Below are 21,900 nucleotides of genomic sequence, written 5' to 3'. Positions count from 1 at the left end.
CTTCTCGATGTCAGTAGGCACGAGCGCGCACGTCATGGAGCGGATTGAACATGAGCGCTGGGGGAAGGCAGATCCGGTTGCGGCTGGGGGGAACGTGCGTAGTTTTGAAGCCGCCGTGGAGGTGGTGGGCATGTCAGGAGTGCGACTCGGAGGCGCGACCGCCGACATTCATCACTGCATCGACGCGAGCCTGAGCTGTCAGGCCGCGTGCGAGGCGGCGATGGAGCAATTGGCGACCAGGGGCGTGCGCGCCGACAGCGAGCCGATGCGCCTGTTGCGCCAATGCGCGGAGCTGTGCGAGCTGAACGCGCGAGCCCTCCAGAAGGACAGCCGGCTGGCGCGGCGCACGGCGACGCTGTGCTTCGAGCTGAGCAACCAGGTGGCACGGGCCGCGTGGCTGGACGGCAACATGGCCTCGAACGTGCTGGCGCGGGATGCGCTGCACCTCGCGCGGGCGTGCCGGCCGCTGCTCTTCACCTGATGTAACGAGCGCCCGCGCTCCCGTCACGTTCGGAGTAACGTCCGGCCCGCGCGGCGGACTGGCTCCGAGCGCTGGAGCCACGAGGAGCGCATGGCGGAGGGAGACACGGAGGAGCTGCGAGAGGTGGTGCGCCGGCTGGAGGCGACGGTCTCCCGGCTGGAGGCGCGCATCGAGCACCTGGAGACGGCGGCCACGGTCCGGCCGCCCTCCCCCGCGGCGCCTGGCGTGCCGGCCCCTCCAGCGCCCAAGCCCGCGGCGGAGAAGAGGGACCTCGAGGCGCACCTGGGCACGTACTGGCTGAGCCGGGTGGGCATCGTGTCGCTCATCATCGGCTTCGCCTTCCTCATCATCTACCACTTCGGCGAGCTGGGCGTGCTGGTGCGGGTGGGAGCGGGCTACCTGCTGAGCGCGGGGCTCGCGGCGCTGGGCCTGTGGCTGTCGCGCCGTCACGAGCTCTTCGGGCGCATCGTCTTCGGCGGAGGGCTCGCGCTCGCCTACTTCGTCACGTACGCGTTGCACTTCGTGCCCTCGGTGCGGGTCATCCCCAGCGAGACGCTCGCGCTGGTGCTGCTGGCGTTGCACGTGGTGGGCATCGTGGTCATCGCGGACCGGATGCAATCGGAGACGGTGGCGGGCATCGCGCTCTTCCTCGGGCTGCACACGGGGATGCTCAGCGACATCACCGTCTTCACCCTGCTGTCCACGACGCTGCTGGCGGGCGGAGCGCTCTTCTTCCTGGTGAAGAACCGCTGGGTCATCGTGCCGCTGTCGAGCCTGGTGGCCGTCTACTCGACGCACGTCGTCTGGGCGATGCGCACGGAGGCCATCGCCCCGGGCCAGCCCACGGGCGAGCGGCTGGCGCTGAGCCTCTCCTTCCTCGCGCTCTACTACGTCCTCTTCTCGGTGGCGCTGCTGGTCCACCCGCGCGAGCTGTCGCGGCGGGCGAGCCTCTCCTTCGCGCTGCTCAACTGGGTGGGGCTGCTCTCCCTGGGCGCGCTGGAGGTGGGACGCTGGGACGAGCCGAGCCTCTTCACCTTCTTCGTCATCGTCGCGCTGGCGCAGGGCGCGGGGGCCGCGGTGGGCCGCTGGCGGGGCGCCCCCCTCTCTCTGCTGCAGGCGTACCTCGCCACGGGTGTCGTCACGCTCGCGATGGGAATGCCCGCGCACTACGAGGACACGGCGCTGGTGCGGGCCTGGACGGCGGTGGGGCTCGTGACGGGGCTCTCGGGGCGGCTCCTGGGCGCGAGCGCCCTGCAGGTGGTGGGCGTGGGGCTTCTCTACGTGGCGCTCGGGGCCACGTGGCTGCCGCCCTCGGGCCGCGCGTTCCTGTACGCCGCGCTCCTCGTGAGCTTCGCGCTCGTCGAGCGGTCCGGAGTCGTCGAGTCGGCCCGGCTGCCTCCGCCGCTCCAGGGGCGCCGCCGCACCGCGTTCCAGCTCTTCTGCACGGCCGGGGCGGGGCTCGCGCTGGTGGGGCTACTGGGCCAGCTCATGCCGAAGGACCTGGACACGCTGGGCTGGGGCGTGGCGGCCTTCGCCCTGTTCGCCCTGGGCTTCGCCCTGCGCGAGCGCTGGTACCGCCTCGTCGGCCTCGCGGTGCTGGCGTTCACCCTGGGGCGCCTGGTGCTCGTCGACATGGCGGGCCTGCCACCGAACCAGCGCATCCTCACCTTCATCCTGCTCGGAGCGATGCTGCTGGCCGTCTCCTACGTGTACACGCGGCTGCGCGGGCACCGGAGCTGAGACGCGCCGACTGGCCGTGGACCGACCCGCTCGACTAGCGTCCAGGACATGGACCTGATCGACCCGCTCGTGCGCACGGCGTACCGCGGCGCCTATTCGCTGGCGATGGCGTACTGGTTCGTGCGCCGTCCGAGGACGGAAGGCACGCTCGTGGGGGTCTGGCACGGCCGCGAGGTGCTGCTGCTGCGCAACTCGTACAAGCACGACTTCAGCATGCCCGGAGGGGGCAAGCACTCCGGCGAGTCCCCGCGGCAGACCGGCGCGCGCGAGCTGCGCGAGGAGGTGGGGCTGCGCGTCTCCCCCGGGGAGCTGCGCGAGGTCTTCGAGACGCAGGGCACGGAGGAGTTCAAGCGCGACCGCTGCCACTTCGTCGAGCTCGAGCTCCAGGCCCGCCCCTCCCTCACCCTGGACAACCGCGAGGTGGTCTGGGCCGAGTTCATCGACCTGGACACGGCGCTCCGGCTGCCGCTCGTCCAGGTGGTGCGGGCCTACCTCGAGGACGCGGCGCGGCGGCGCGCCGGTCCCCCTCCCGGTCAGAGGGCCAGGCCGTAGAGGGCGCCGTACTTGGACTTGAGGTAGGCGAGGAAGTCCGTGTCGGTGAGGCCCTGGCCCGTCACCTTGCGCACCAGCTCCTCGGCGGGCAGGCGGTAGCCCTCGACGTGCACGTTCGTGCGCAGCCAGTCGCGCAGGGGGATGAGCTCGCCGCGGGCAATGCCCTCCTCCAACTTCGGCAGGGCGCGCCTGGCGGCGGCGTAGAGGGACGCGGAGTAGAGGTTGCCCAGCGAGTACGTGGGGAAGTAGCCGAACTCGCCCCAGGCCCAGTGGATGTCCTGCATCACGCCCTGCGTGTCGTCCGGAGGGGTGACGCCCAGGAAGCGCCGCATGCGCTCGTTCCACGCCGAGGGCAGCTCGTCCAGCGGCAGCTCGTCACGGATGAGCAGCAGCTCCAGCTCGTAGCGCAGGACGATGTGCAGGTTGTACGTCACCTCGTCCGCCTCCACGCGGATGAGCGAGGGCGTGACGCGGTTGACGGCCGCGTGGAAGGTGTCCAGGTCCACGCCCGCGAGCGCCTCGGGGAAGGCCTCGCGCATCACGGGGAAGTAGTGCGTCCAGAAGGCCCGGCCGCGCCCCACCAGGTTCTCCCACATGCGCGACTGGGACTCGTGCAGGCCCATGGAGGGCGCGTTCGCCAGCGGCGTGCGGTGGTGGGCCTCGGAGAAGCCCTGCTCGTACAGGCCGTGCCCGCCCTCGTGCAGCGTGCTGAAGAGGCCCGTCAGCGTGCCCTCCTCCAGGTCCGTGGTGAGGCGCACGTCCTTCGGGTGCTGCCCGCTGGAGAAGGGGTGGATGCTCTTGTCCTGCCGCCCCGCCTCCAGGTCGAAGCCCATGTCCGCCAGCAGCCGCAGGGAGAGGCGCCACTGCGTGTCGAGGTCGAAGCGCCGGCCCTGGAAGAAGTCCGCCACCTTGCGAGGCGCCGCCTGGAGGGCGGCCACCAGGGGGATGAGGTTGTCCCTGAGCGCGGAGAGCACCGGGCTGAGGCGCTCCACGCGCATGCCGGGCTCGTAGCCCTCGAGCAGCGCGTCGTAGCGCTCACCGGAGTGGCCGTAGGCATCCGCCTGCTCGCGGCGCAGGGCCAACAGCCGCTCCAGGGCGGGCTGGAAGACGGAGAAGCGGTTCTGCTTGCGTGCCTCGCGCCACGCCACGAGGCCCCGGCTCTGGGCCTCGGCGAGCGCCTGCACCAGCGCCTTGGGCACCTTCACCGCCCGGTCCCGCTCATGGGTCAGCACGCGCGCCATGGCCCGCTGGTCGTCGGTGAGGCCCTTGTTGGCCATCGCCCAGGAGAGCAGCTCGCCCAGCCGGGGATCGACCAGGCGCTCGTGGTGGATGCCCTGAATGGTGGAGAGCTGGAAGGCCCGGGACTCGGCCCCCTTGGAGGGCAGGTAGGTCTCCTGGTCCCACGTGGCCAGGCCAATGAGTCCACCGAGGTCCCGAAGCTCCTGCATCCGGACGAGCAGCGCGTCGAAGGTCTTTTCCATGGCGGATTCTTTAGTCCGATTCGCCCCGGACTTCCGCAAGCCTCCGCATTCGGTTAATTGCCGGAACATGGCCAGCCAGCTTCAGTTCTTCATGTCCCCCGATGACGAGGTCGCCTTCTTCCGCTTCCTCGAGCGCATCGAGCTGGAGGTGTACCCCCGGCGCGTCCCTCCGGACTGGAAGACCTTCCGGGCCAGCCAGGAGAACTACCCCCGGCTGCCCGAGGAGGACCTCTACCTGGTGGCTGTCTCCGTGGGACCGGCCATCGTGGACAAGGTGAAGCGCGGCCCGGACAAGGGCTTCTGGCGCATCGACGAGGTGCGCTCGCCAGTCATCTTCATGGAGCGCTGCCGGATGAACGAGGAGGGCGAGCTGCTCAGTGGTCAGCTCTGGGCCGAGATGGAGGTGACGCCGCAGACGGGCCGCAAGGACGCGTCCTCGGACCAGTTCCGGCGCCAGTTCCGTGAAATAGAGGAGTACCTGAAGAAGACGTTCCGCAAGGGCGACCCCAAGGCCTTCCTCGTCGGCCCCAAGGCGGCGCGCCTGCACAAGGAGGGAAAGCTGGTGCTGCGCGACTCGGCCCACCGCGGCGGCACGGTGGTTCCGTACAAGTGAGGGCTCCCCTCAGCCGAAGAGGCCGAGCAGCCCCAGCACGATGAGGAGCAGGCCCAGCAGGGACTCGCCGACGATGGCCCCCGCCCCCAGCATGTGCAGGACGGAGGAGGAGCCGGGCCTCACGCGGAGAAACCCCGCGGCCAGCAACGCCCCCAGGCACAGGGTCACCGCGTCGCGCGCCGGCACGAGGAAGCCGATGCCCAGGGCCGTCGCCGAGGGCACGAAGCGCGCCAGGCGGCCCCGGGAGAGCACGGAGAGCACGAGGCCCACGCCCGCGCCCAGGCCCGCCGCCAGCGCGGCGGAGGGAGGCAGCCCCGCCAACCCCCGTGCGCTCACCTCGGCCACCGCCCGGAACTGGAGCGCGAAGGGAACGGGCAGCTCGGACGAACCCGGGCCGTGAGCCGTCACCAGGAGGAAATAGGTCGGGACGGACACGGCCGCCCCGAGCAACACCCCGGCGAGCTGGACGCGGAGCTGCCAGTGGGGGGACGCCCCCAGGAGGCGGCCCGTCTGGAACGACCAGAGGGACACCCCCGTTTGCGCCATGGTCCCCGCCGCCACCGAGCCGGCGGCGACGCCCAGCGCGGGCTGACCCGGTGATACGGCTCCGAAGACTCCCTGCTGCAAGTCCCCCATGGTGGCCACCGGGGAGATGTCCGTCAGACCCGCCGCGCGGGCGCCCACGGCGCATAGCGGGAGGCTGAGCAGCAGCACCCCCAACAGGGCGAGCGGATGCAGCCCGAAGCCGGCGTGGCCCACCCCCAGCAGCACGAGGACGGACAACGCCAGGGCCAGCACTCCCCCTCCGCTCGCGGCATCCCCTCGGGCCTGGTGAGCGCGCCCGCGCCGGAGCAGCTCGACGGCCGTCCTCGGCAGGGAGAGCCCCAACGTCACGAGCGTCACGGCCGACGCGCCCACCATCAGCCCCACGCCGGGCCAGGTGAGCCAGGCGACGAGGAGCTCGTACGAGGCCGATGCCACCCGTCCCTCCCGCACCAACCAGGGCGCCAGGACGCCCCAGGCCACCAGTGCCCCCAGCAGCAGGCTCAGCCCCGCCTGGGGCCCCACCAGTACGCCCAGGCCCAGCAGCATCGGGCTCCAGCCCACCCCGAGCTGCAGCTGCTCCAGCGGCACCCCGCCCAGCCGCCCGGGGAGGAACGAGGTCGCCGGCAACACCTTCCATCCCTCCCGCAGCCACGTCACACACATGCCGCCCAGGCCCGCGCCCCACATCCATCCGGTCCGCATCACGGGGGCCGCCCCGCTGGCATGCAGCGTGGAGACGAGCTCCGCGGTGACGGCTCCCGAGGGAAAGGGCAGCGCCTCCTCCTCCAGCAGCCGCCTGCGCAGCACGAAGGCCATCAGCACCCCCAGCACTCCCAGCCCCACGCCCCACAGCCCCACCACCCAACCCGGCGTGGGCCTCCCCAGGAGGGACAGCGCGGGAATGGCGCCCATCAGTCCCGCCGCGGCCGGCATGGCCCCCGCCGCGGTCGCGGCCGTCTGGGCCAGGTTCGTCTCCAGCGAGGAGGGCGCCGGCCCCCACCTCGCGGACAGGGCCTTCATCCCACTGAATGCCAACAGCGAGGCGAGGACGCCGCCGCTCTCCCAGAGGCCCAGCTTCAACCCCATGTAGACATTGCTCACGGCCAGCCCCGCGCCGATGAGCCCCCCCGCCACCAGCGCGCGTGGCGTCAGCTCACGGGGCGAGTCCTTCCCAACCCCATCCACGGGGTAAAGCCGTCTCTCGACGGGTACCGCCACGACGAGGGGCGCGCCCATCCCTCCACTCGGAGCCCGCTCATTCCTCGGCATCACCCTGTGTCTCCCAGGTCGGAGACAAGTGTAACCAGGTGGCGAGCCAATGAAGACAGGCCACCTCGCGACTCTGTCCGGTGCCGAGCACCCGGGCTGTACTCTCGTCTCCTCCAATATCAGACCCTGGGGAGCCGTTCCCCGGGGAGAGTGTTCGGTACTGATACCCATCCCTCCCCGCGGGGCCATGTGCCAGACCCGCGGGCAGTCCTAGGTTTTGATTTGCATTCCCAGCTTTTCTCAAATTCCAGTTTTACGTCAATAATTGCCTTGGAGGGACGATATGTCAAACCCCCACAGTGGTCAGCCGACTGTTTCTCGTGGCCACCGGGTCCACGAGACGATCACCCTCCTCGCCATCGTGACCCTGTCGTGGCTGGCTTCGGGCTGTGGCGGGAGTGCTCCGGCGTCTTCCGGCGAGGAGCTGGAGACGGAGCACCACGCCCTGGGCTCCGGCAACGGCATGACCCCCAATGGCCTGTCCACCAATGGCCTGTCCACCAATGGCTTGTCCACCAATGGCCTGTCCACCCATGGCCTGTCCACCCATGGCCTGTCCACCCCCGAGTTCAAGACATGGTTCGACTCCAATCCAGGGGGATACTCGAACATGGTGATGACCTACGTGGTGGCCTGCACCTACCCCGCGGGGAGCAGCCTCACGTGGACGAAGGACAGCAACACCACCTACACCTGGTACGGGAGGCTGGGGCTCACGCCCGACTGGGTCAGCGGCAAGCCCATCTCCGAGCGCGAGCAGCAGCTCGTCACGGCGTGCCTGGCGGCGCACGTCAACAAGTTCGGCCTGCATGTCGACATCTCGGTCCTGGGATGGGACGCGCGCGGCACCTCCATTGGGATGGACGCCAACGAGGCCACCACCTACACCGAGCCGGAGGCGGCCTTCTTCGGCAACCTCTTCACCGGGGAGGGCATCTTCTCGTGCAACGATCGCGTCTACACGACTCCCGCGGAGAGCAGTGCCCGGGCGTGCGGCCTCTCGTCGCAGGCCTACGGAATGAGCGTGGAATGCGCTCCGCTCATCCATGTCGGCAATTGCGCCACCTTCTGTGCGATGGACAGGAGGACCGGCATCTACACGAGCTGCACCTACGGAAAGAAATCCTACCAGCCCCTCACCACGAAGCTCCGCCCGGCGGATATCCATCAGTGTGGGGATGGGGTGTGTCAGATCTCCGAGTCCTGTGACACCTCCAGGAACGGAACGGGGATGAGCTACAACAGGTGCGCGTCCGACTGCGGCATCTGCCCCTGACGAGGCCCGAGACCCACGCTCCGTGTCTGGGATTGAGAGGATGCCATGCCGCGCTGTCTGAGCTGTGGACGGCGTTGGGACAAAGATCACCCCCAATGTCCCGACGGCCGCCACGCCTACCAGGAACGCATCACCACGACGCTGCCGCCGCTGCCCTCCCTGTCCCTCCCCGGCTACACGCTGGAGCACACGGTGGCGAAGGGTGGCTTCGGCACGCTGCTCGCCGCCCGGCGCCAGGGCGACGGCCAGCGCGTCGCCATCAAGCTGGCCCACCGCGCCAGCCCATCGGGCGGAGGCGCCCCGGGGCTGGAGGCCGAGGCCCTGCGCGCCATCGGCCCTCCCACCGTGCCCGAGGTGTACGAGACGGGCCTGCTGGACGGGGGCCGCCCCTACCTCGTCATGCGGTTCATCTCCCACCCGACGCTCGCGGCCCGGCTGGCACGGCAGGGAGGCCCGCTGCCCGAGGCGGGCCGCCACGGGGTGGCGCTGGCGGAGGCGCTCGACACCGTCCACCGCCGCGGCTTCCTCCACTGCGACCTCAAGCCGGAGAACCTCTTCCTCGATGAGGAGTCCCACGCCGTGGGCCTCTTCGACTTCGGCCTGGCGCGGCCCCTGCGCCCTGGCGCACACGGGGAGGCCCGCGGCGTGGAGCTCGACTGCGCGGGGACCGCCGAGTACATGGCGCCCGAGCAGTGCGCGGGAGAGGGGGACCTGGACGAGCGCACGGACGTGTACGCCGCGGGCGTGCTCCTCTACGAGATGCTCACCGGCCGGCCTCCCTTCTTCGGCCCCGCCGTGGACGTCGTCCATGCCCACCTCTCGCGCCGCCCACCCCGGCCCTCGGAGCTGGCCGAGGTGTCCACCGCCCTCGAGGAGGTGGTGCTGCGCTGTCTGGAGAAGGAGCGCCCCCGCCGCTACGCCTCCGCGAGCGAGCTGGGCCTGGCCCTGCGGCGGGCACTGGAGCGGCCCGCGCCCGCGCCCGCCCCGTCCCGCTCCCCCCGCCCCTCCCCTCCTTCCGCCCCGCCCGAGCAGCGCTCCGTGGCCCTGCTCCACCTGCGCTCGGGAGCCAACCCCCTCACCCTCCAGAAGGCACTGTCCCTCGATGCCGGACACCTCTCCTTCCACGAGGGCACCCGCTTCGCGGCCATCTTCGATCCGGAGGTGCAGACGGATCCCCTCCGCGCCGCCCGCCAGTGCGCCGAGCGGCTGTGCGCCGAGGGGTTGGCCTCCACCGCGCTGGTGGACGTCGCCACGGTGAGGGTGCTGCGCCGCCCCAACGGTCCCCCGCGCTACCTGAGCGCCAGCTTCTCCCACCCGGCGCGCTACCCCACCCCGAAGGGCCCGGCCACGCCGCTGCTGACGGCGGCGGCGGTGACGTTGCTGCCGGAGGGGGCCTACGTCCCGGTACCGGAGCTCGAGGGCCTCTTCCGCCGGGCCCCGCCCGCGGACGTCCAGGACGACAGCACCGTGGTCCCCCTCCGCCATGGCGTGCTGGTGGGCCGGCAGCAGGAGCTGGAAGCGCTGTTGCGAAGCGCGCGCACGGCGGTCCGGGAACGGGCCGCCACCCTCGCCACCGTGCTGGGAGAGCGGGGCCAGGGCAAGAGCCACCTGGCCGCCGCCCTCCTCCAGTACCTGAACGAGCGCGTCCCGGAGGCCCGCGTGGCCACGCTGCGGGCGCGCCCGCCGGCACAAGGCGAATCCCAGGGCACCCTGCGCCAGTTGCTGCGGGGCGTGCTGAGCGCGTGGGGAGGGGAGCCGGCGGGCGGCCCGGCCGAATGGCTCGCGCGCGGCGAGGAGCTGCTGGGTCCGGAGCTGGCCCGAGAGCTGTGGCCCGCGGTGCACGCCTGCCTGGGGGGACACCCGCCCACCGGCGAGCTGCGGTCCGTCGCGGCCGCCCCCGGCGCCCTGCGCTCCCTCACCGTGCGCGCCACCGGAGAGCTGCTGCTCGCCAGTGCCCGCGCCCGTCCCCTGCTGCTGCTGCTGGACGACGCCCACTTCGCCGAGGACACGGCCCTGGACGCGCTCGAGTACGCCACCCGCGCCAGCGCCTCCCTGCCCCTCTGGGTGTGCGTGCTGGCCCGCCCCGGCTTCGAGGACGGCCGCCCCCACAAGGCCCGCCGCGCCGCCCATGCCCCCCCCCTGCGGCTCGGCCCCCTGTCCCCAGCCAGCGCCGTGGAGCTGTGCCGCACCGCGCTCCACCCCGCGGAGAACGTGCCCACCGAGGCGCTGGAGCGGCTGGCCGAGCGAGCCCAGCGCGTGCCCCTCTTCCTCATCGAGCTGGTGCGCGGCCTCAAGCGCCTGGGCCTGGTGCGCCAGCGCCCCGGGGGAAGCTGGTACCTGGCCACGGACGAGCTGGAGCGGATGCCAGAGCTGCACCAGGTGGAGTGGCTGACCCACCAGGAGCTGAGGGCCCTGCCCGCCGAGCTGACCGCCCATGCCCGCCTGTGCGCCCTGCTCGGCGGCGACTTCTCGCTCGAGGAGGTGGAGGGCGTGGTGCGCGAGCTGGTGCGCGAGGAGGCCGCGGCCGACTTCCCCCTGGATGCGCGCCATGCCTCCCGCCGCCTGGTGGAGCTGGGACTGCTGGTGGTCCAGGCTCCGGAGAGTCTGTCCTTCCGCAACGAGCTGATGCGGGAGGTGGTGGCCCGCGGCCTGTCCGAGCTCCAGCGCCGGCAGCTCCACCGTGCCGCGCACCGCTACTACCTGGGGCGCCGCGAGCACACGCGCCTGCCCCGGCTGGCCCACCATGCCGCCGCCGCCGGTCTGCGCGAGGAGGCCGCCGCCCTCTACATCGACCTGGCCGAATCGGCCCGCGGCCACCACGCCTACCTGGAGGCCGAGGCCCACTACAGCCATGCCCTGGAGCTGCTGCCGGAGACGGACGCCCTGCGCGGCCTCACCGCGCTGCGCGGCCGCGGACTGATGCGCTACCGGGTGGGCCGCCACGAGGACTCGCTGACCGACTTCGCCCGTGCCCGCGAGCTGGCCCGGCGGCTCGGCCAGCCGCTCGACGAAGTGGAGGTGCTGCTGGACGAGGTCACCGCCCTGGACTGGACCAACGACTACGCACGTGCCGAGGAGCGCGTCCACCAGGCCATGGAGCTGACCGTCACCCACCGGTTGGACACGCGCCGCCTGCAGGCGCGGCTGTTGCTGGGCATGGGACTGGTCCAATTCCGCCAGGGCCAGTGGGAGGAGGCCCGCATCCAGCTCGAGGCCGCCGCGAACCGGGCCCGCCGCCAGGGAGACGCGGGCTACGAGATCCTCATCGTCTCCCTGCTGTTGCGGGGAGTCATCCTCCCCAACCTCGGGCACATCGACGAGGCCCACCGCGTGATGGAGGAGTGCATCGCCGCCTGCACCGAACGCGGAGACAGGCTGCACCTGGGCAGCGCCCTCAACAACCGCCGCAACCTCTGGGTGGCGCGCAACGAGCCGGCGAGGGCCCGGGAGGATCAGCAGCGATTCATGCGGTTGGGTCGCGAGCTGGGCATGGTGGGCTGGGAGTACTTCGCCGAGCACAACCTGGGGGAGCTGTACTACCAGGAGGGGGATGTCCGGAGGGCCGAGCCCCACATCGCCCGGGCGGTGGAGCTGGAGCGCAACCATCCGGAAATGGCCTCGCGGCCGTGGGGCCTGCTGTTACGAGCGAGGGTGCTGGCCTACCAGGGGCACGAGGCACGGGCTCGCCAGGTGCTGCGGACGCTCCGCCAGGCCCTGGCGGAGCGGCCTGGGGTGGAGCTCAGCCCCTCCGAATCCGTCCTCTTCTCGCTGGTGGAGCTGGCCACACGCCCGGCCCGGCCCGAGGAGTGGCGGGAATTGCAGGCGCGCGCGGACGCCTGCTCCATCGAGCAGGAGCCGCTGGAAGTGCTGGAGCTGCAGGCCCTGGCCCGGTTGAGGCGGGGCGAGCGCCAGCAGGCGGTCGGGCTGCTGAAGGAGGCCCTGCGGCGCGCGGAGCGGATTCCCAACATCATGCGCTCCCGGTTGCGGCGCAGCCTGGAGCAGGCCCTCGCCACGGAGGAGCCCACCTCCGTTCCCCGGTGATACCGGCTACCGTGCGGCGTCCGTCGAGACGTCCGGGCCCTCCGCCGCCCGGAGCACCTCCACCGTGCCCTGCCCACCGTTGACCCGCACCCGGTCGCCCGTGCGCAGCCGCATCGTCGCGTTTCCACAGCCGACCACGGCGGGGATGCCCAGCTCGCGCGCGACGATCGCCGCGTGCGACAGCGGCGCGCCAATGTCCGTGACGACCGCGGCCGCGCGCGGGAACAGGGGCGTCCACCCGACGTTCGTCACGCTCGTCACGAGGATCTCCCCAGGCTCCAAACGCTCGCCCTCGTCGGCGGAGAGGAGCACCCGCGCCCGTCCCTCGACGACCCCGGCCGCACCCGGGAAGCCGGTGATCGCATCGCTGGCGGGCGCCCCCTCGCCCCGCGCGTCGAACCTGTCGCCGCGTCGCCGTGGATCCGCCGCCCACTGAAACGGGTCGAATCGACCGCGAATCAGCACCGGATAGGGCGGCAACGCGCGATAGCGCGCGTAGGTCTCACGCCGGGCCGGGATGAAGGCGAGCGACGCGGCATCACCCCCCAGGACGGCGAGGATTTCATCGATCGACAGGAAGAAGAGGGCCTCGCCCTGTCCGGTGAGCGCACCGGCGCGTTGAACGAACGCGCGCAGGGGCCAGAACACGCGGACCAGCTCCGAACGCGCGGCCTCCCGGTCATGGGCCCAGTGGACCACCTCGTCGAGGCGGCGGCGGATCGCCGAGGCCCGGCGCGGGTAGCGTTGCCGGAACCGCTCCCACGCGGCCTCGTGCGCCTCCTTCTGACGCGCGAGCAACGCGTTCGCGTCCACCGGAGCATCGCGCAAGCCGGCGAGCTGCCGATCGACCCACGCCGGATCCTCCGCCGGCCTCGGGGTGGAGACCTCGAACTCATGCGGACCGCGGTGGCCGTACCGCCGCGCATGGGTCGCTCGGTCGAGCTCTCCGCGAGCCACCTGCGTGAGCCCCAGGAGCGGCCCGAGGCTCGCGAGCTGACTCGAGCCCGTGCTCACCCCCGAGAGCAGCGCGTTGGTATCGGCATCTCCCATCAGCTCGCGCAGCTCACGCCGAAGCCCCACGGCGGGGTTCCCCTTGCTTCGAGCGCCTGCCTCCAGCATGTGGCAGCACTCGTGGAAGAATGGCGCAAGGTCATTCTTCCACAGCGAGCTCAACTCCGCCGCGCTGGACGTGGCCTGGATCCGGGCGAGCAGCGCCTCGCAGCGCGCTGGCGCCGTGGCGAGGAACTCGGGCAGCCGCTTCTGATTGGCGCGCACGCGACGCTTGAGGCGCAGCACGCCCGGCAGCAGCTCTCGGAGCACGCCCCAGCGCGACACCGGGAACGTGGGAATCTCCAGATCGTCCGGGAGCCTGCCGAAGGCCTCCTCGCTCGCTTCGGTGAGCCGCTTCCGGCTGACGCCAAACGCCGCGCCCAGCGTCGCGGTCAGGCTCAGGTTCATGTAGACCCGCCCACCGATGTTGCCGATCGGCCGGTGGCCGCCAAAGTAGAGCAGCGGCAGCGTCTCGGCGATGAACACCTGGAAGAGAGACCAGGAGCACGGCGTCATCACATCGGGCACCGCCTCACCGAGGTTCGTGCTCGTCCACAGGTAGTCGCCGGTCAGACTGTCGTTCCACTCGCCCGTCGCCGGGTCGTGGCCGCGCAGGGTGGTGATCGGCCGCGCCTGCAACAGGGCGAGCTTGCCACCGGCGATCGCCCACTCGATGTCCTGTGGCGCGCCGAGCTCCCGCTCGAGCCGCACCGCGAGCCGGTACAGTTGCCGCGCATGGCGGCGCAGCTCCTCGGGGCCGGCGTAGTCGCCCCCCGGCCGGCGCAGCGTGAAGGACGGTGCGTTCGTGTCGCCCGCGACCAGACGCTCGCCCAGGCCCCGCACGTAGTTGCCGACGATCGTCACGCGGTTGCCGGTCACCGGGTCGGCGGTGAACAGCACCCCCGCGAAGTCCGCCGGGACGAGTACCTGGACGACGACGGCGACCTCGTGAGCGGACGTGAACCCTTGTGCCTGACTGTAGGCCGCGACGCGGCCCGCGTGACGCGACCGGCGAACGGTCTCGAGCGCGCGCCGCACGTCCTCATCCTCGCGCACGTCGAGCACGGTCTCGAACTCGCCCGCGAACGAGGCCCGCGCGGAGTCCTCGCTCAGGCCCGAGGAGCGGACCGCGAACGAGCGGCCCGGCTGCTCCGCCCGCAACCGGACCAGCGCCGCGCGAACCTGCTCCCAGGCCGAAGGCCGGAGCGTGTCGTCCTCGAAGGCACCGGGCAGCACGATGAAGCCATTCGGAACCGGATGGCCCGCTCGATACAGCTGGGCAAGCGTCCGCCCCTTGCCACCCGCCAGGGGCGCCTGCGCGTCCGTGAGCTCCCGAAAGAAGCAGACCGTCGTCGTCATCCGCCCATCATATGGGCGCCGCGTCACGATGGCGGCACGGAGACCCGAAATCCTCCACCGGTGATGCTCCTCCTTCGTTCTTCATGGCCTTGTCCAAAGGTACCTCAGGGCATGTCGAGGGAGAGTGCCATCTGCTGGACGGCCGGGGCCTCGGACACGGCGATGAAGCTGCACCGGGGCTTGGGAGCCGGCGCGCCCGTCCCCGCGTCCGGAGCCACTCCCGGCGGCACCACGCACAGCTTGTAGGAGCCGGGCACCAGCTGGGTGAACCGCGCGGGCGTCTCGACCGACAGCTGCTCCGTCTTCACCGCGCCCTGCCCCGCTGGCGCTCCTTGCTGGAACGGCTCGAGGAACAGGCGCGCCTCGCGGTAGCGCGCGTTGGCCTGCGGCTGGGCCGCCACCTCGAGCGTGATGTCGCCCTGGGGGATGTCGATGTCCAACCGCGCCGCCTCCGTGGCCCGCACCTCCACGGTGGCCTGCTTCATCTGCTGGCCCGCGCTGCCGTCGAGCATCGCCACGACGGAGTAGGTGCCCGGGGTGAGCGTGCCGAAGTGGAAGGTGCCGTCCGTGCCCGTCGTCACTCCGGAGCCGCCGGAGGGTGCGCCCTTGATGCTGGCGAGCACGAGCGCGCCGCTCACGGGCTGACCGCGCTGCACGACCCGTCCCGTCAGCGTCCCCGTGGGCTCCAGCAGCAAGTCGCGCCGGACCTCTTCCACACCGGAGGGAATGAGGATCTGGGCGGAGCGGCCGTATTGGGGGTGCTCCGCCGCCAGGCCGAGGGGGACGATGCCGATGCCCTCCAGCACGAAGCTCCCATCCTCCCGGGTGGTGACCTGCCGCAGATCCGACATGGCGGCGGCGGCGGGACCCGCCACCACTCCCCTGCCCTGCATGTCCCGGGACACGGAGACGGTGGCGCCCGCGGCGGGAGCGCCATCCGGCAGCAGCACGCGCCCGGAGACGCGGCGTCCCCCATCCACGGTGAGCGTCCCCACGTCCTTCTCCTGCCCGGGTGAGACCTGCACGGCCTCCAGCGTCCTGCTCACGAAGTCGGGGCCGGAGACGCGCAGCACATGCGTACCGGCGGGGACGTCCGGGATGATGAACTCGCCCGTACCGCCGTTGCCCACGGCGCCCGCCACGCCCCCGCCCACGGACACCGAGAAGAACTGAGGGATGCTCCCGTCCTCCCGCTGCACGCGGCCCTTCACCTTGCCGTCCGCCACGAGCCGCAGCTTCACGCCACGCGCCCCGGCCTCCAGCCGCGTCGCTGGACGCAGCCACGAGGTGCGCCGCTCCAGGGACGTTCCCGGAGGCGCCGCCTTGAGCTGGTAGCTGCCGGGGCGCAATCCCCGCAGCTCGAACCGGCCCGAGGCGTCCGTGATGACCGACAGGCTGCCGCGCAGCGTCCGCTCCACCCGGCTCCGGGCCGCGCCGGACATCGGCTCGGCCAGCACCACGGCCTCCGGCACCGGCGCCCCCGTCTCCGACGAGAACACCTCGCCCTCGATGGACAGGTCCGCGTCGAGCGCCAGCACCACCTCCGTGCGCTCGGAGCGCTCCCCCAGGTCCACCTTGTGCGTCGCCGACGTGGCGCTCTCGTGCAGCGCCACCACGTCCACCATCTTCCGCGGCAGGCCCTCGAAGACGAAACCACCGGACGCGTCGCACTGGACCTGGCGCGCCAGCGACACGCCGAGCGGCCCCTGGCTGATGGCCACGCGCACCAGGGCATGGGCCACCGGGCTCCCATCACGCCCCACCACCCGCCCCGCGAGCCGCGCCGGCTCCGGCAGGGAGATGACGACGCCCTCGCGCTCCCGCTGCCCGTCCACCGACACCGGCTCGGAGACACCTGGAGCCTGGGAGTCGGAGCCCGCCACGAAGCGATACATGCCCGGCTCCAACATCGGGACACGCCACCGGCCGCGCGCATCCGTGTGCACCGCGTCCCGGCGCGCATCCCCCAACGACACCACGTCGGTGACACGCTCGGCCATCACCGGCACGCCCTCCAGCGGCCGGCCTCGCGCGTCCACCACCTCACCCGAGACGGCCGAGCCCGTGGCCAGCTCCACCCGCACCTGCTGCGAGCTCAGCGGTGAGTCCCCCACGATGAGGGGCTGCAGGGCCGGCGCATGGGCCGGCGTCGAGGCCTTCACCACATAGCGCCCCGGCAGCACGCCCTCGAACCGCGCTCGGCCCCCGCCCCCCGTCGAGCCGGTGAGCGTCTCCTGGCCTCGGAGCTCCACGCTCGCCCCCTCCACCTCGCGCCCCGTCCACCGCTCCACCACCGCCACCTCCACGGTGGCGGCGAAGCGCAGCCGCAGGGTGAGGGGCTCCGTCCCCTCATTGAGCCGGACGGTGGCCGGCAACGCCACGGAGGCTCCCTGGCGGGCCTCGACGCGGTAGGTCCTCGGCGCGAGGCCCTCGAAAACAAAAGTTCCGTTCTTCTCCGTGCTCAGCGAGCGCGGAGGCTGCGAGTCGATCGTCACCACCGCACCCGCCACGGGCAGCTCGTCACCGCCCAACACCACGCCCTCCAGGCGCAGCCGCCCCGGTGCATCGGGCGCCACCACGAGGGGAATGGGCACGCTCTCCGCGGACGCACGGGCCACGGGAGTGGTGGCCCGCTGGGCGGGCGCCGCCGCCCGGGTGGGCGCGGGAGGAGGCACCGGATCGGGCCTCATGAGGAAGAAGGTGAGCAGTCCCACCGCGAGCGCAACACCGATGCCGCCAGCCAGGTTCCGAACCATCCAACCCTCATCATCCAGACAACGAGCAAGGGCCCGGAACGGTGGGCTCCACCGCTCCGGACATGGACATCCACCACGAGCGCCGGGCCCGGCCTGGGGAGTCCAGACCCGGAGCACTGATGGGATTACCGGTCGAAGATGCGATCCGAGGTGGCCTGCGTCAGCACCTGGCTGGTGGGCACCTCCTCCACGGCGCCGTACTCGTAGCGGTAGTAGTAGATGTAGTCGTCGCAGTACACGTAGAGGTACTCGTAGACGTACGCCTCCTCGAGATCGGACGCGGACCTGGAGGCCACGCCGGCGTAGTCGGTGTGGGCGTCGGACACGGCGGCGGCCGCGGGCATCGAGAACGAGGCACCCAGCAGGCCACCAGCGAGGCCGAGCAGGGCAAAACGAGCAAGCAGCTTCATCTCACTTCTCCTTTGGTTGTGGGGGGTACGGCACTCGGGAAACTCGCACTCGGCCATCGGGCTCTGAGCTTCGCTGACACCCGCGCCCACCACCGCCCCGCCGCGAGGTACTCCTCGTCACCGATGAGGGCCAGGTCCACGGCCATCATGAAGAGCGAGAAGGTGACCAGACCCAGGAACAGACAGATGCCGACGTGGAACGACACACCGATGCAGACGGCGAGCAGCCGCGTGTACCGGTTCATCAACAGCAGGAAGGGAAAGGCGATCTGGAAGGCCACCGTCCCGTACGACAGGGCCGTCATGAGATAGGCATTCTGGTAGAAGAGGTCGCTCACCCCGGGCCAGACGAACTGGCCGCCGCGCATGGCGTAGTAGAGCGCCGTCCCCTCTCGCCAGGGCTCGCCCTGCACCTTGTAGAGCCCGGCCACGCCATAGACGAGGCTGATCTGCATCGCGAAGGCGAGGAGGGCCGCGTTGTGCAGCATGGACAGGGCCTGCCGCTGCCACTCCGGCCGCGGGGGAAGCCTGGCGCGCCGCTGCGCGTCCACGGAGAAATAGGCCCCCACGTCCGCGAACATGGCGTAGAGGAGCGCCAGCCGCATCAGGTTGTCCCCTCCATCCCAGAGCGAGGGGAAGCGCTGGTGCATGGACCACCAGAACACGAAGCACAGCGGCGTCATCCACCGCGTCCGCCAGCCCACCAGCCACAGCACGGACACCAGGATGCCCAGGTGGAAGCAGACCTCGAAGTAGATGGGGGAGCGGCTCCACGCGTAGACGGAGAAGGCGGGCGTGCCCGTGGCGTGCGCGGCGAATACATCCCAGGGCCACAGCCCGTCCGGCCCGAAGAAGTAGTGCCGCTGGGCGTAGTTCAGCAGGTACTCGATGAGGATGGCGATCCCCCCCACCACCCGGAAGAGGCTCGCGCCCACCCGCATCCGGTCGCGGCCCGCCCATTCGACAAAGCGCTGCCAATGCCCGTCGGACATAAGGACCTCCCTTCGATTGCGACCGTTGCTCAGTAGGTGGCGACCCGCTGATAGGGCAGCCACTCGAAATCGATGTACGAGCTCGTCCCCGAGTCCGCCGGACTCCACCGCTGCGAGAACGGAGGGGACTTCACCGTCACCTGGCGGACCCGCACTTCCTTCGTCCGCCCCTCCCCGTGGAGGCGATCACACTCCACCGAGGCCATGCGCGCCATCATCTCCCGGCCCAGCTCTTGTTTGGATTTGCGCTGCTTCTCGATGAGCTCGATGGCCTTCTTGTACTCCGGCGTCTCCTCGGGATTGGCCTGCAACTTCTCGGAGAGCGCGTCTGGCTTCGCGAAGAGCAGGTGCATCGCCGTCATCTGCGCGCGATCAATGCGATCCGCAGCCGTCAGCCGGTAGCGCTCCTTGAGCGTTCGCAGGGGAGCGCTCACGTTCGTCCACGGCTGCTCCGTCACCTGCCCCGCCTCGTCCGTCACCCGGCACGCCACCAGCAACAGGCGCGTATCCACCACCGGGTTGGGCGCGAACAGCTCCCAGCGCTGCTCGAAGAAGGGCTGCATGTAGCCCTCCAGCTTCGGCAGGAGCGCCACCTTGATGGGATTGAGCGGCGTCAGGTAGAGCGCCGTCATCCCGAAATGGAAGAACAACACCGCTGCCAACAAGCCAGGGAGCACCCGAACCAGGGAACGCCCCATTCCTTCGGAAGTCGACGCCATGGCCCCTCCGAATCTCGCGATTCCTGCCTATTCTTATACACAAAGGCTCACGGGATGTGAATACTGGCTTGTCGATTCCTGAAGACAAAATGTGTGTTGCTTTGAAGGCTACAGAGACATTGTGAAGACAGACGTGGATGTTGCCCTGGCGGCTACAGCGGCATCGTGAAGGCAGGAGCGCCAGTGTGTTGCCTCGGTGGCTACAAACGCGAAGAGGGCCGGGGGATTGCGCCCCCGGCCCTCTTCCACACCCTCACGGCGAGGACTTTTACGAGCCCGTCGCGGCCAGCTGGCGCAGCTGCGGCGCCGCCGACAGGAACTTCAGCTCCGGGTGCTTCTCCTCGGCGTGCTGCAGCGCCCAGTCATCCCGGAAGAGCACCAGCGGCAGCCCGTCGCGGTCCTGCACCGTCTGACGGTTGCCCTCCCAGTCGAAGCTCTTCGGATCGAAGTTCGGCCCCACCACCCAGCGCGCGTGGCTGAAGGGCAGCCGGTCCAGCATGATGCGGGCCCCGTACTCGTGCTCCACCCGGTACTGGAGCACCTCGAACTGCAGCGCTCCCACCACGCCCACGATGGGATCCTTCATCCCCATCCCGAGCTGCTGGAAGATCTGCACCGTGCCCTCCTCGGAGAGCTGCTCCAGGCCCTTCTCCATCTGCTTGCGGCGCAGCGGATCCTTCGAGCGGACGATGGCGAAGTACTCCGGGCTGAAGCGCGGCACGCTCTCGAAGAGCAGGTCCTCGCCCTCGCACAGCGTGTCGCCGATGCGGAACATGCCCGGATCGAACAGCCCGATGACGTCCCCCGGCCACGCGTCCTCGATGGCCGTGCGCTCGGCCGCCAGGAACTGGCTCGGCTTGGCCAGGCGCACTTCCTTGCCCAGCCGCGAGTGGAACGCGCTCATCCCCTTGATGTACCGGCCCGACACCACCCGCATGAACGCGATGCGGTCGCGGTGCGACGGGTCCATGTTCGCTTGAATCTTGAACACGAAGCCCGCGAACTTCGGGTGCGTGGGCTCGCGCGGCCCGTCCTTCGTCGGACGCGAGGTGGGCGCCGGCGCCAGCTCCAGGAAGTGGTCCAGGAACGGCCGCACGCCGAAGTTCGTCATCGCGCTGCCGAAGAACATGGGCGTGAGCTGTCCCGAGGCCACCTTCTCCCGGGTGAACTCGTCGCCGCCGATGTCCAGCAGCTCGATCTCCTCCTTGAGCGTGGCCAGCTCGCGCTCGGTCAGCACCGACAGGATGTCGTCCGAGTCGATGTGCACGGAGCGCTCCTCGACCTCGGACTCGCCATGGCGGCCCGCCGCGGAGAAGACGTGCACCACCTTGGACTGCCGGTCATACACGCCCCGGAACTCCGGCCCCATGCCGATGGGCCAGTTCATGGGATAGGCGCGGATGCCCAGCACCTGCTCCAGCTCGTCCATGAGCTCCAGCGGCGCGCGGCCGAAGCGGTCGAGCTTGTTGACGAAGGTGAAGATGGGGATGCCTCGCATGCGGCAGACCTTGAAGAGCTTCTTGGTCTGCGGCTCGACACCCTTGGCCGCGTCGATGAGCATCACCGCCGAGTCCGCCGCCGCCAGCGTGCGGTAGGTGTCCTCGGAGAAGTCCTGGTGGCCCGGCGTGTCCAGCAGGTTGACCGCGTGCCCGCGGTAGGGGAACTGGAGCACCGAGGAGGTCACGGAGATTCCGCGCTCCTTCTCCAGCTCCATCCAGTCGCTGGTGGCGTGGCGGCTCGCACGGCGAGCCTTCACGCTACCGGCCAGGTGGATGGCGCCGCCGTAGAGCAGCAGCTTCTCGGTGAGGGTGGTCTTACCCGCGTCGGGGTGGGAGATGATCGCGAAGGTGCGCCGTCGGGCGACCTCCTGGTCGAGCTCGGATGCCATATCGGGAGAGGAACTATCACGGGGCGTACGTTTTTTCGCGGGGTTCCACGTGTCGGTACCGGTCCGCCGGAGTGCTTCCGGGCAGACGAGCCCTGTTCGTACTCCGTGTATGTCCCCTCTCCCTCCGGGAGAGGGTCTGGGTGAGGGGAGGTGTCCCCGTTCTCCAACCCGTGGAGCGGGGGATGGGGGGAACCCGAGTAGCCCCTTACCCTCACCCCGTCCCTCTCCCAGAGGGAGAGGGTCTGACTCGGTTGCTCACCGTGGATGTCCCCTCTCCCTCTGGGAGAGGGCTAGGGTGAGGGTCTACCCCACCTTCGCCTCCCTGGAGTCATCACCATGCAACGCACCACCTACTCGACCGGTACCCCCTGGGAACCGCGCGTGGGCTACTCCCGCGCCGTCCGCGTGGGACCTTTCATCTCCGTCTCCGGCACCACCGCCACCGATGCCTCCGGCTCCCTCGTGGGCCAGGGAGACGCCTACGCGCAGGCCGTCCAGGCCCTGCGCAACATCCAGACCGCCCTCGAGGCCCTCGGTGCCCGGATGGAGCACGTCGTCCGCACCCGCATGTACGTGACCGACATCTCCCGCTGGGAAGAGGTCGGCCGGGCCCATGGCGAATTCTTCGCCACCATCCGGCCCGCCACCAGCATGGTCCAGGTCAGCCGTCTCATCGACCCGGCCATGCTCGTGGAGATCGAAGCCGACGCCCTCCTGCCCGAGTGAG

15 protein-coding genes are annotated in these 21,900 nt (G+C 70.7%); 7 read left to right on the top strand and 8 right to left on the bottom strand.

The annotated features are described in order from the left end of the window. The first annotated feature begins 130 nt into the window (after nucleotides 1-130). The 3 genes from JRI60_RS10005 (at nucleotide 131) to JRI60_RS09995 (ending at nucleotide 2,773) form a co-directional block, all read left to right on the top strand. Nucleotides 131-481, top strand: a complete 351-nt coding sequence (locus JRI60_RS10005; protein ID WP_204225616.1) for a hypothetical protein — start codon at nucleotides 131-133, stop codon at nucleotides 479-481. A 90-nt stretch (nucleotides 482-571) separates the two neighbouring features. Beyond that, nucleotides 572-2,221 carry a DUF2339 domain-containing protein gene (locus tag JRI60_RS10000; RefSeq protein WP_204225615.1) on the top strand — a complete coding sequence of 550 codons (1,650 nt, stop codon included), beginning with the start codon at nucleotides 572-574 and terminating at the stop codon, nucleotides 2,219-2,221. Nucleotides 2,222-2,269: 48 nt separating this feature from the next. Next, a complete protein-coding gene (locus JRI60_RS09995; RefSeq protein ID WP_204225614.1) occupies nucleotides 2,270-2,773 on the top strand; it encodes an NUDIX hydrolase in 504 nt (167 codons plus the stop codon). Here JRI60_RS09995 and JRI60_RS09990 read toward each other — a convergent pair. Next, nucleotides 2,755-4,254 (bottom strand): carboxypeptidase M32, encoded by a 1,500-nt coding sequence (locus JRI60_RS09990; protein WP_204225613.1) that lies wholly within the window; start codon nucleotides 4,252-4,254, stop codon nucleotides 2,755-2,757. The genes JRI60_RS09995 and JRI60_RS09990 overlap by 19 nt on opposite strands. 67 nt (nucleotides 4,255-4,321) lie before the next feature. On the opposite strand from JRI60_RS09990, the gene JRI60_RS09985 reads away from it, so the two are divergent. Then, nucleotides 4,322-4,867 (top strand): hypothetical protein, encoded by a 546-nt coding sequence (locus JRI60_RS09985; protein WP_204225612.1) that lies wholly within the window; start codon nucleotides 4,322-4,324, stop codon nucleotides 4,865-4,867. A 9-nt stretch (nucleotides 4,868-4,876) separates the two neighbouring features. Here the strand turns inward: JRI60_RS09985 and JRI60_RS09980 are convergent, their stop codons facing one another. Then, complete coding sequence (locus JRI60_RS09980) at nucleotides 4,877-6,598, bottom strand: OPT/YSL family transporter (RefSeq protein WP_204225611.1); 1,722 nt, start codon at nucleotides 6,596-6,598, stop codon at nucleotides 4,877-4,879. Nucleotides 6,599-6,965: 367 nt separating this feature from the next. Here JRI60_RS09980 and JRI60_RS09975 point away from each other — a divergent pair, with 367 nt between their 5' ends. Together JRI60_RS09975 and JRI60_RS09970 are read left to right on the top strand one after the other, a co-directional pair. Then, a complete protein-coding gene (locus tag JRI60_RS09975; RefSeq protein WP_204225610.1) occupies nucleotides 6,966-7,958 on the top strand; it encodes a hypothetical protein in 993 nt (330 codons plus the stop codon). A 45-nt stretch (nucleotides 7,959-8,003) separates the two neighbouring features. Then, entirely contained in the window at nucleotides 8,004-11,999 is a 3,996-nt protein-coding gene (locus tag JRI60_RS09970) for a protein kinase domain-containing protein (RefSeq protein ID WP_204225609.1), read from the top strand. 6 nt (nucleotides 12,000-12,005) lie between these two features. On the opposite strand, the gene JRI60_RS09965 is transcribed toward JRI60_RS09970, so the two are convergent. The 6 genes from JRI60_RS09965 to JRI60_RS09940 form a co-directional block, all read right to left on the bottom strand. Further along, nucleotides 12,006-14,408: a PEP/pyruvate-binding domain-containing protein gene (locus JRI60_RS09965; RefSeq protein WP_204225608.1), complete on the bottom strand. Its 2,403-nt coding sequence runs from the start codon at nucleotides 14,406-14,408 to the stop codon at nucleotides 12,006-12,008. Between the two features lie 104 nt (nucleotides 14,409-14,512). Then, a complete protein-coding gene (locus JRI60_RS09960) occupies nucleotides 14,513-17,164 on the bottom strand; it encodes a carboxypeptidase-like regulatory domain-containing protein (protein WP_204225607.1) in 2,652 nt (883 codons plus the stop codon). Between the two features lie 125 nt (nucleotides 17,165-17,289). Continuing rightward, nucleotides 17,290-17,574 carry a hypothetical protein gene (locus tag JRI60_RS09955; RefSeq protein WP_204225606.1) on the bottom strand — a complete coding sequence of 95 codons (285 nt, stop codon included), beginning with the start codon at nucleotides 17,572-17,574 and terminating at the stop codon, nucleotides 17,290-17,292. Then, nucleotides 17,571-18,566: an HTTM domain-containing protein gene (locus tag JRI60_RS09950; protein ID WP_204225605.1), complete on the bottom strand. Its 996-nt coding sequence runs from the start codon at nucleotides 18,564-18,566 to the stop codon at nucleotides 17,571-17,573. Before JRI60_RS09950 ends, JRI60_RS09955 begins: the two co-directional genes overlap by 4 nt. 29 nt (nucleotides 18,567-18,595) lie before the next feature. Next, on the bottom strand, nucleotides 18,596-19,285 hold the full coding sequence (locus tag JRI60_RS09945; protein ID WP_204225604.1) for a DUF5819 family protein: 690 nt from the start codon (nucleotides 19,283-19,285) through the stop codon (nucleotides 18,596-18,598). 268 nt (nucleotides 19,286-19,553) lie between these two features. Then, on the bottom strand, nucleotides 19,554-21,173 hold the full coding sequence (locus JRI60_RS09940; protein ID WP_204225603.1) for a peptide chain release factor 3: 1,620 nt from the start codon (nucleotides 21,171-21,173) through the stop codon (nucleotides 19,554-19,556). A 336-nt stretch (nucleotides 21,174-21,509) separates the two neighbouring features. Here JRI60_RS09940 and JRI60_RS09935 point away from each other — a divergent pair, with 336 nt between their 5' ends. After that, nucleotides 21,510-21,899, top strand: a complete 390-nt coding sequence (locus JRI60_RS09935; protein WP_204225602.1) for a RidA family protein — start codon at nucleotides 21,510-21,512, stop codon at nucleotides 21,897-21,899. Nucleotide 21,900: the final 1 nt, after the last annotated feature.

It is taken from the genome of Archangium violaceum, assembly GCF_016887565.1.
In the GTDB taxonomy this organism is placed as follows: Bacteria; Myxococcota; Myxococcia; order Myxococcales; family Myxococcaceae; genus Archangium; species Archangium violaceum_B.
The sequence above is the reverse complement of the archived record's forward strand: the minus strand, read 5'-3'. Positions and strand labels throughout refer to the sequence as shown.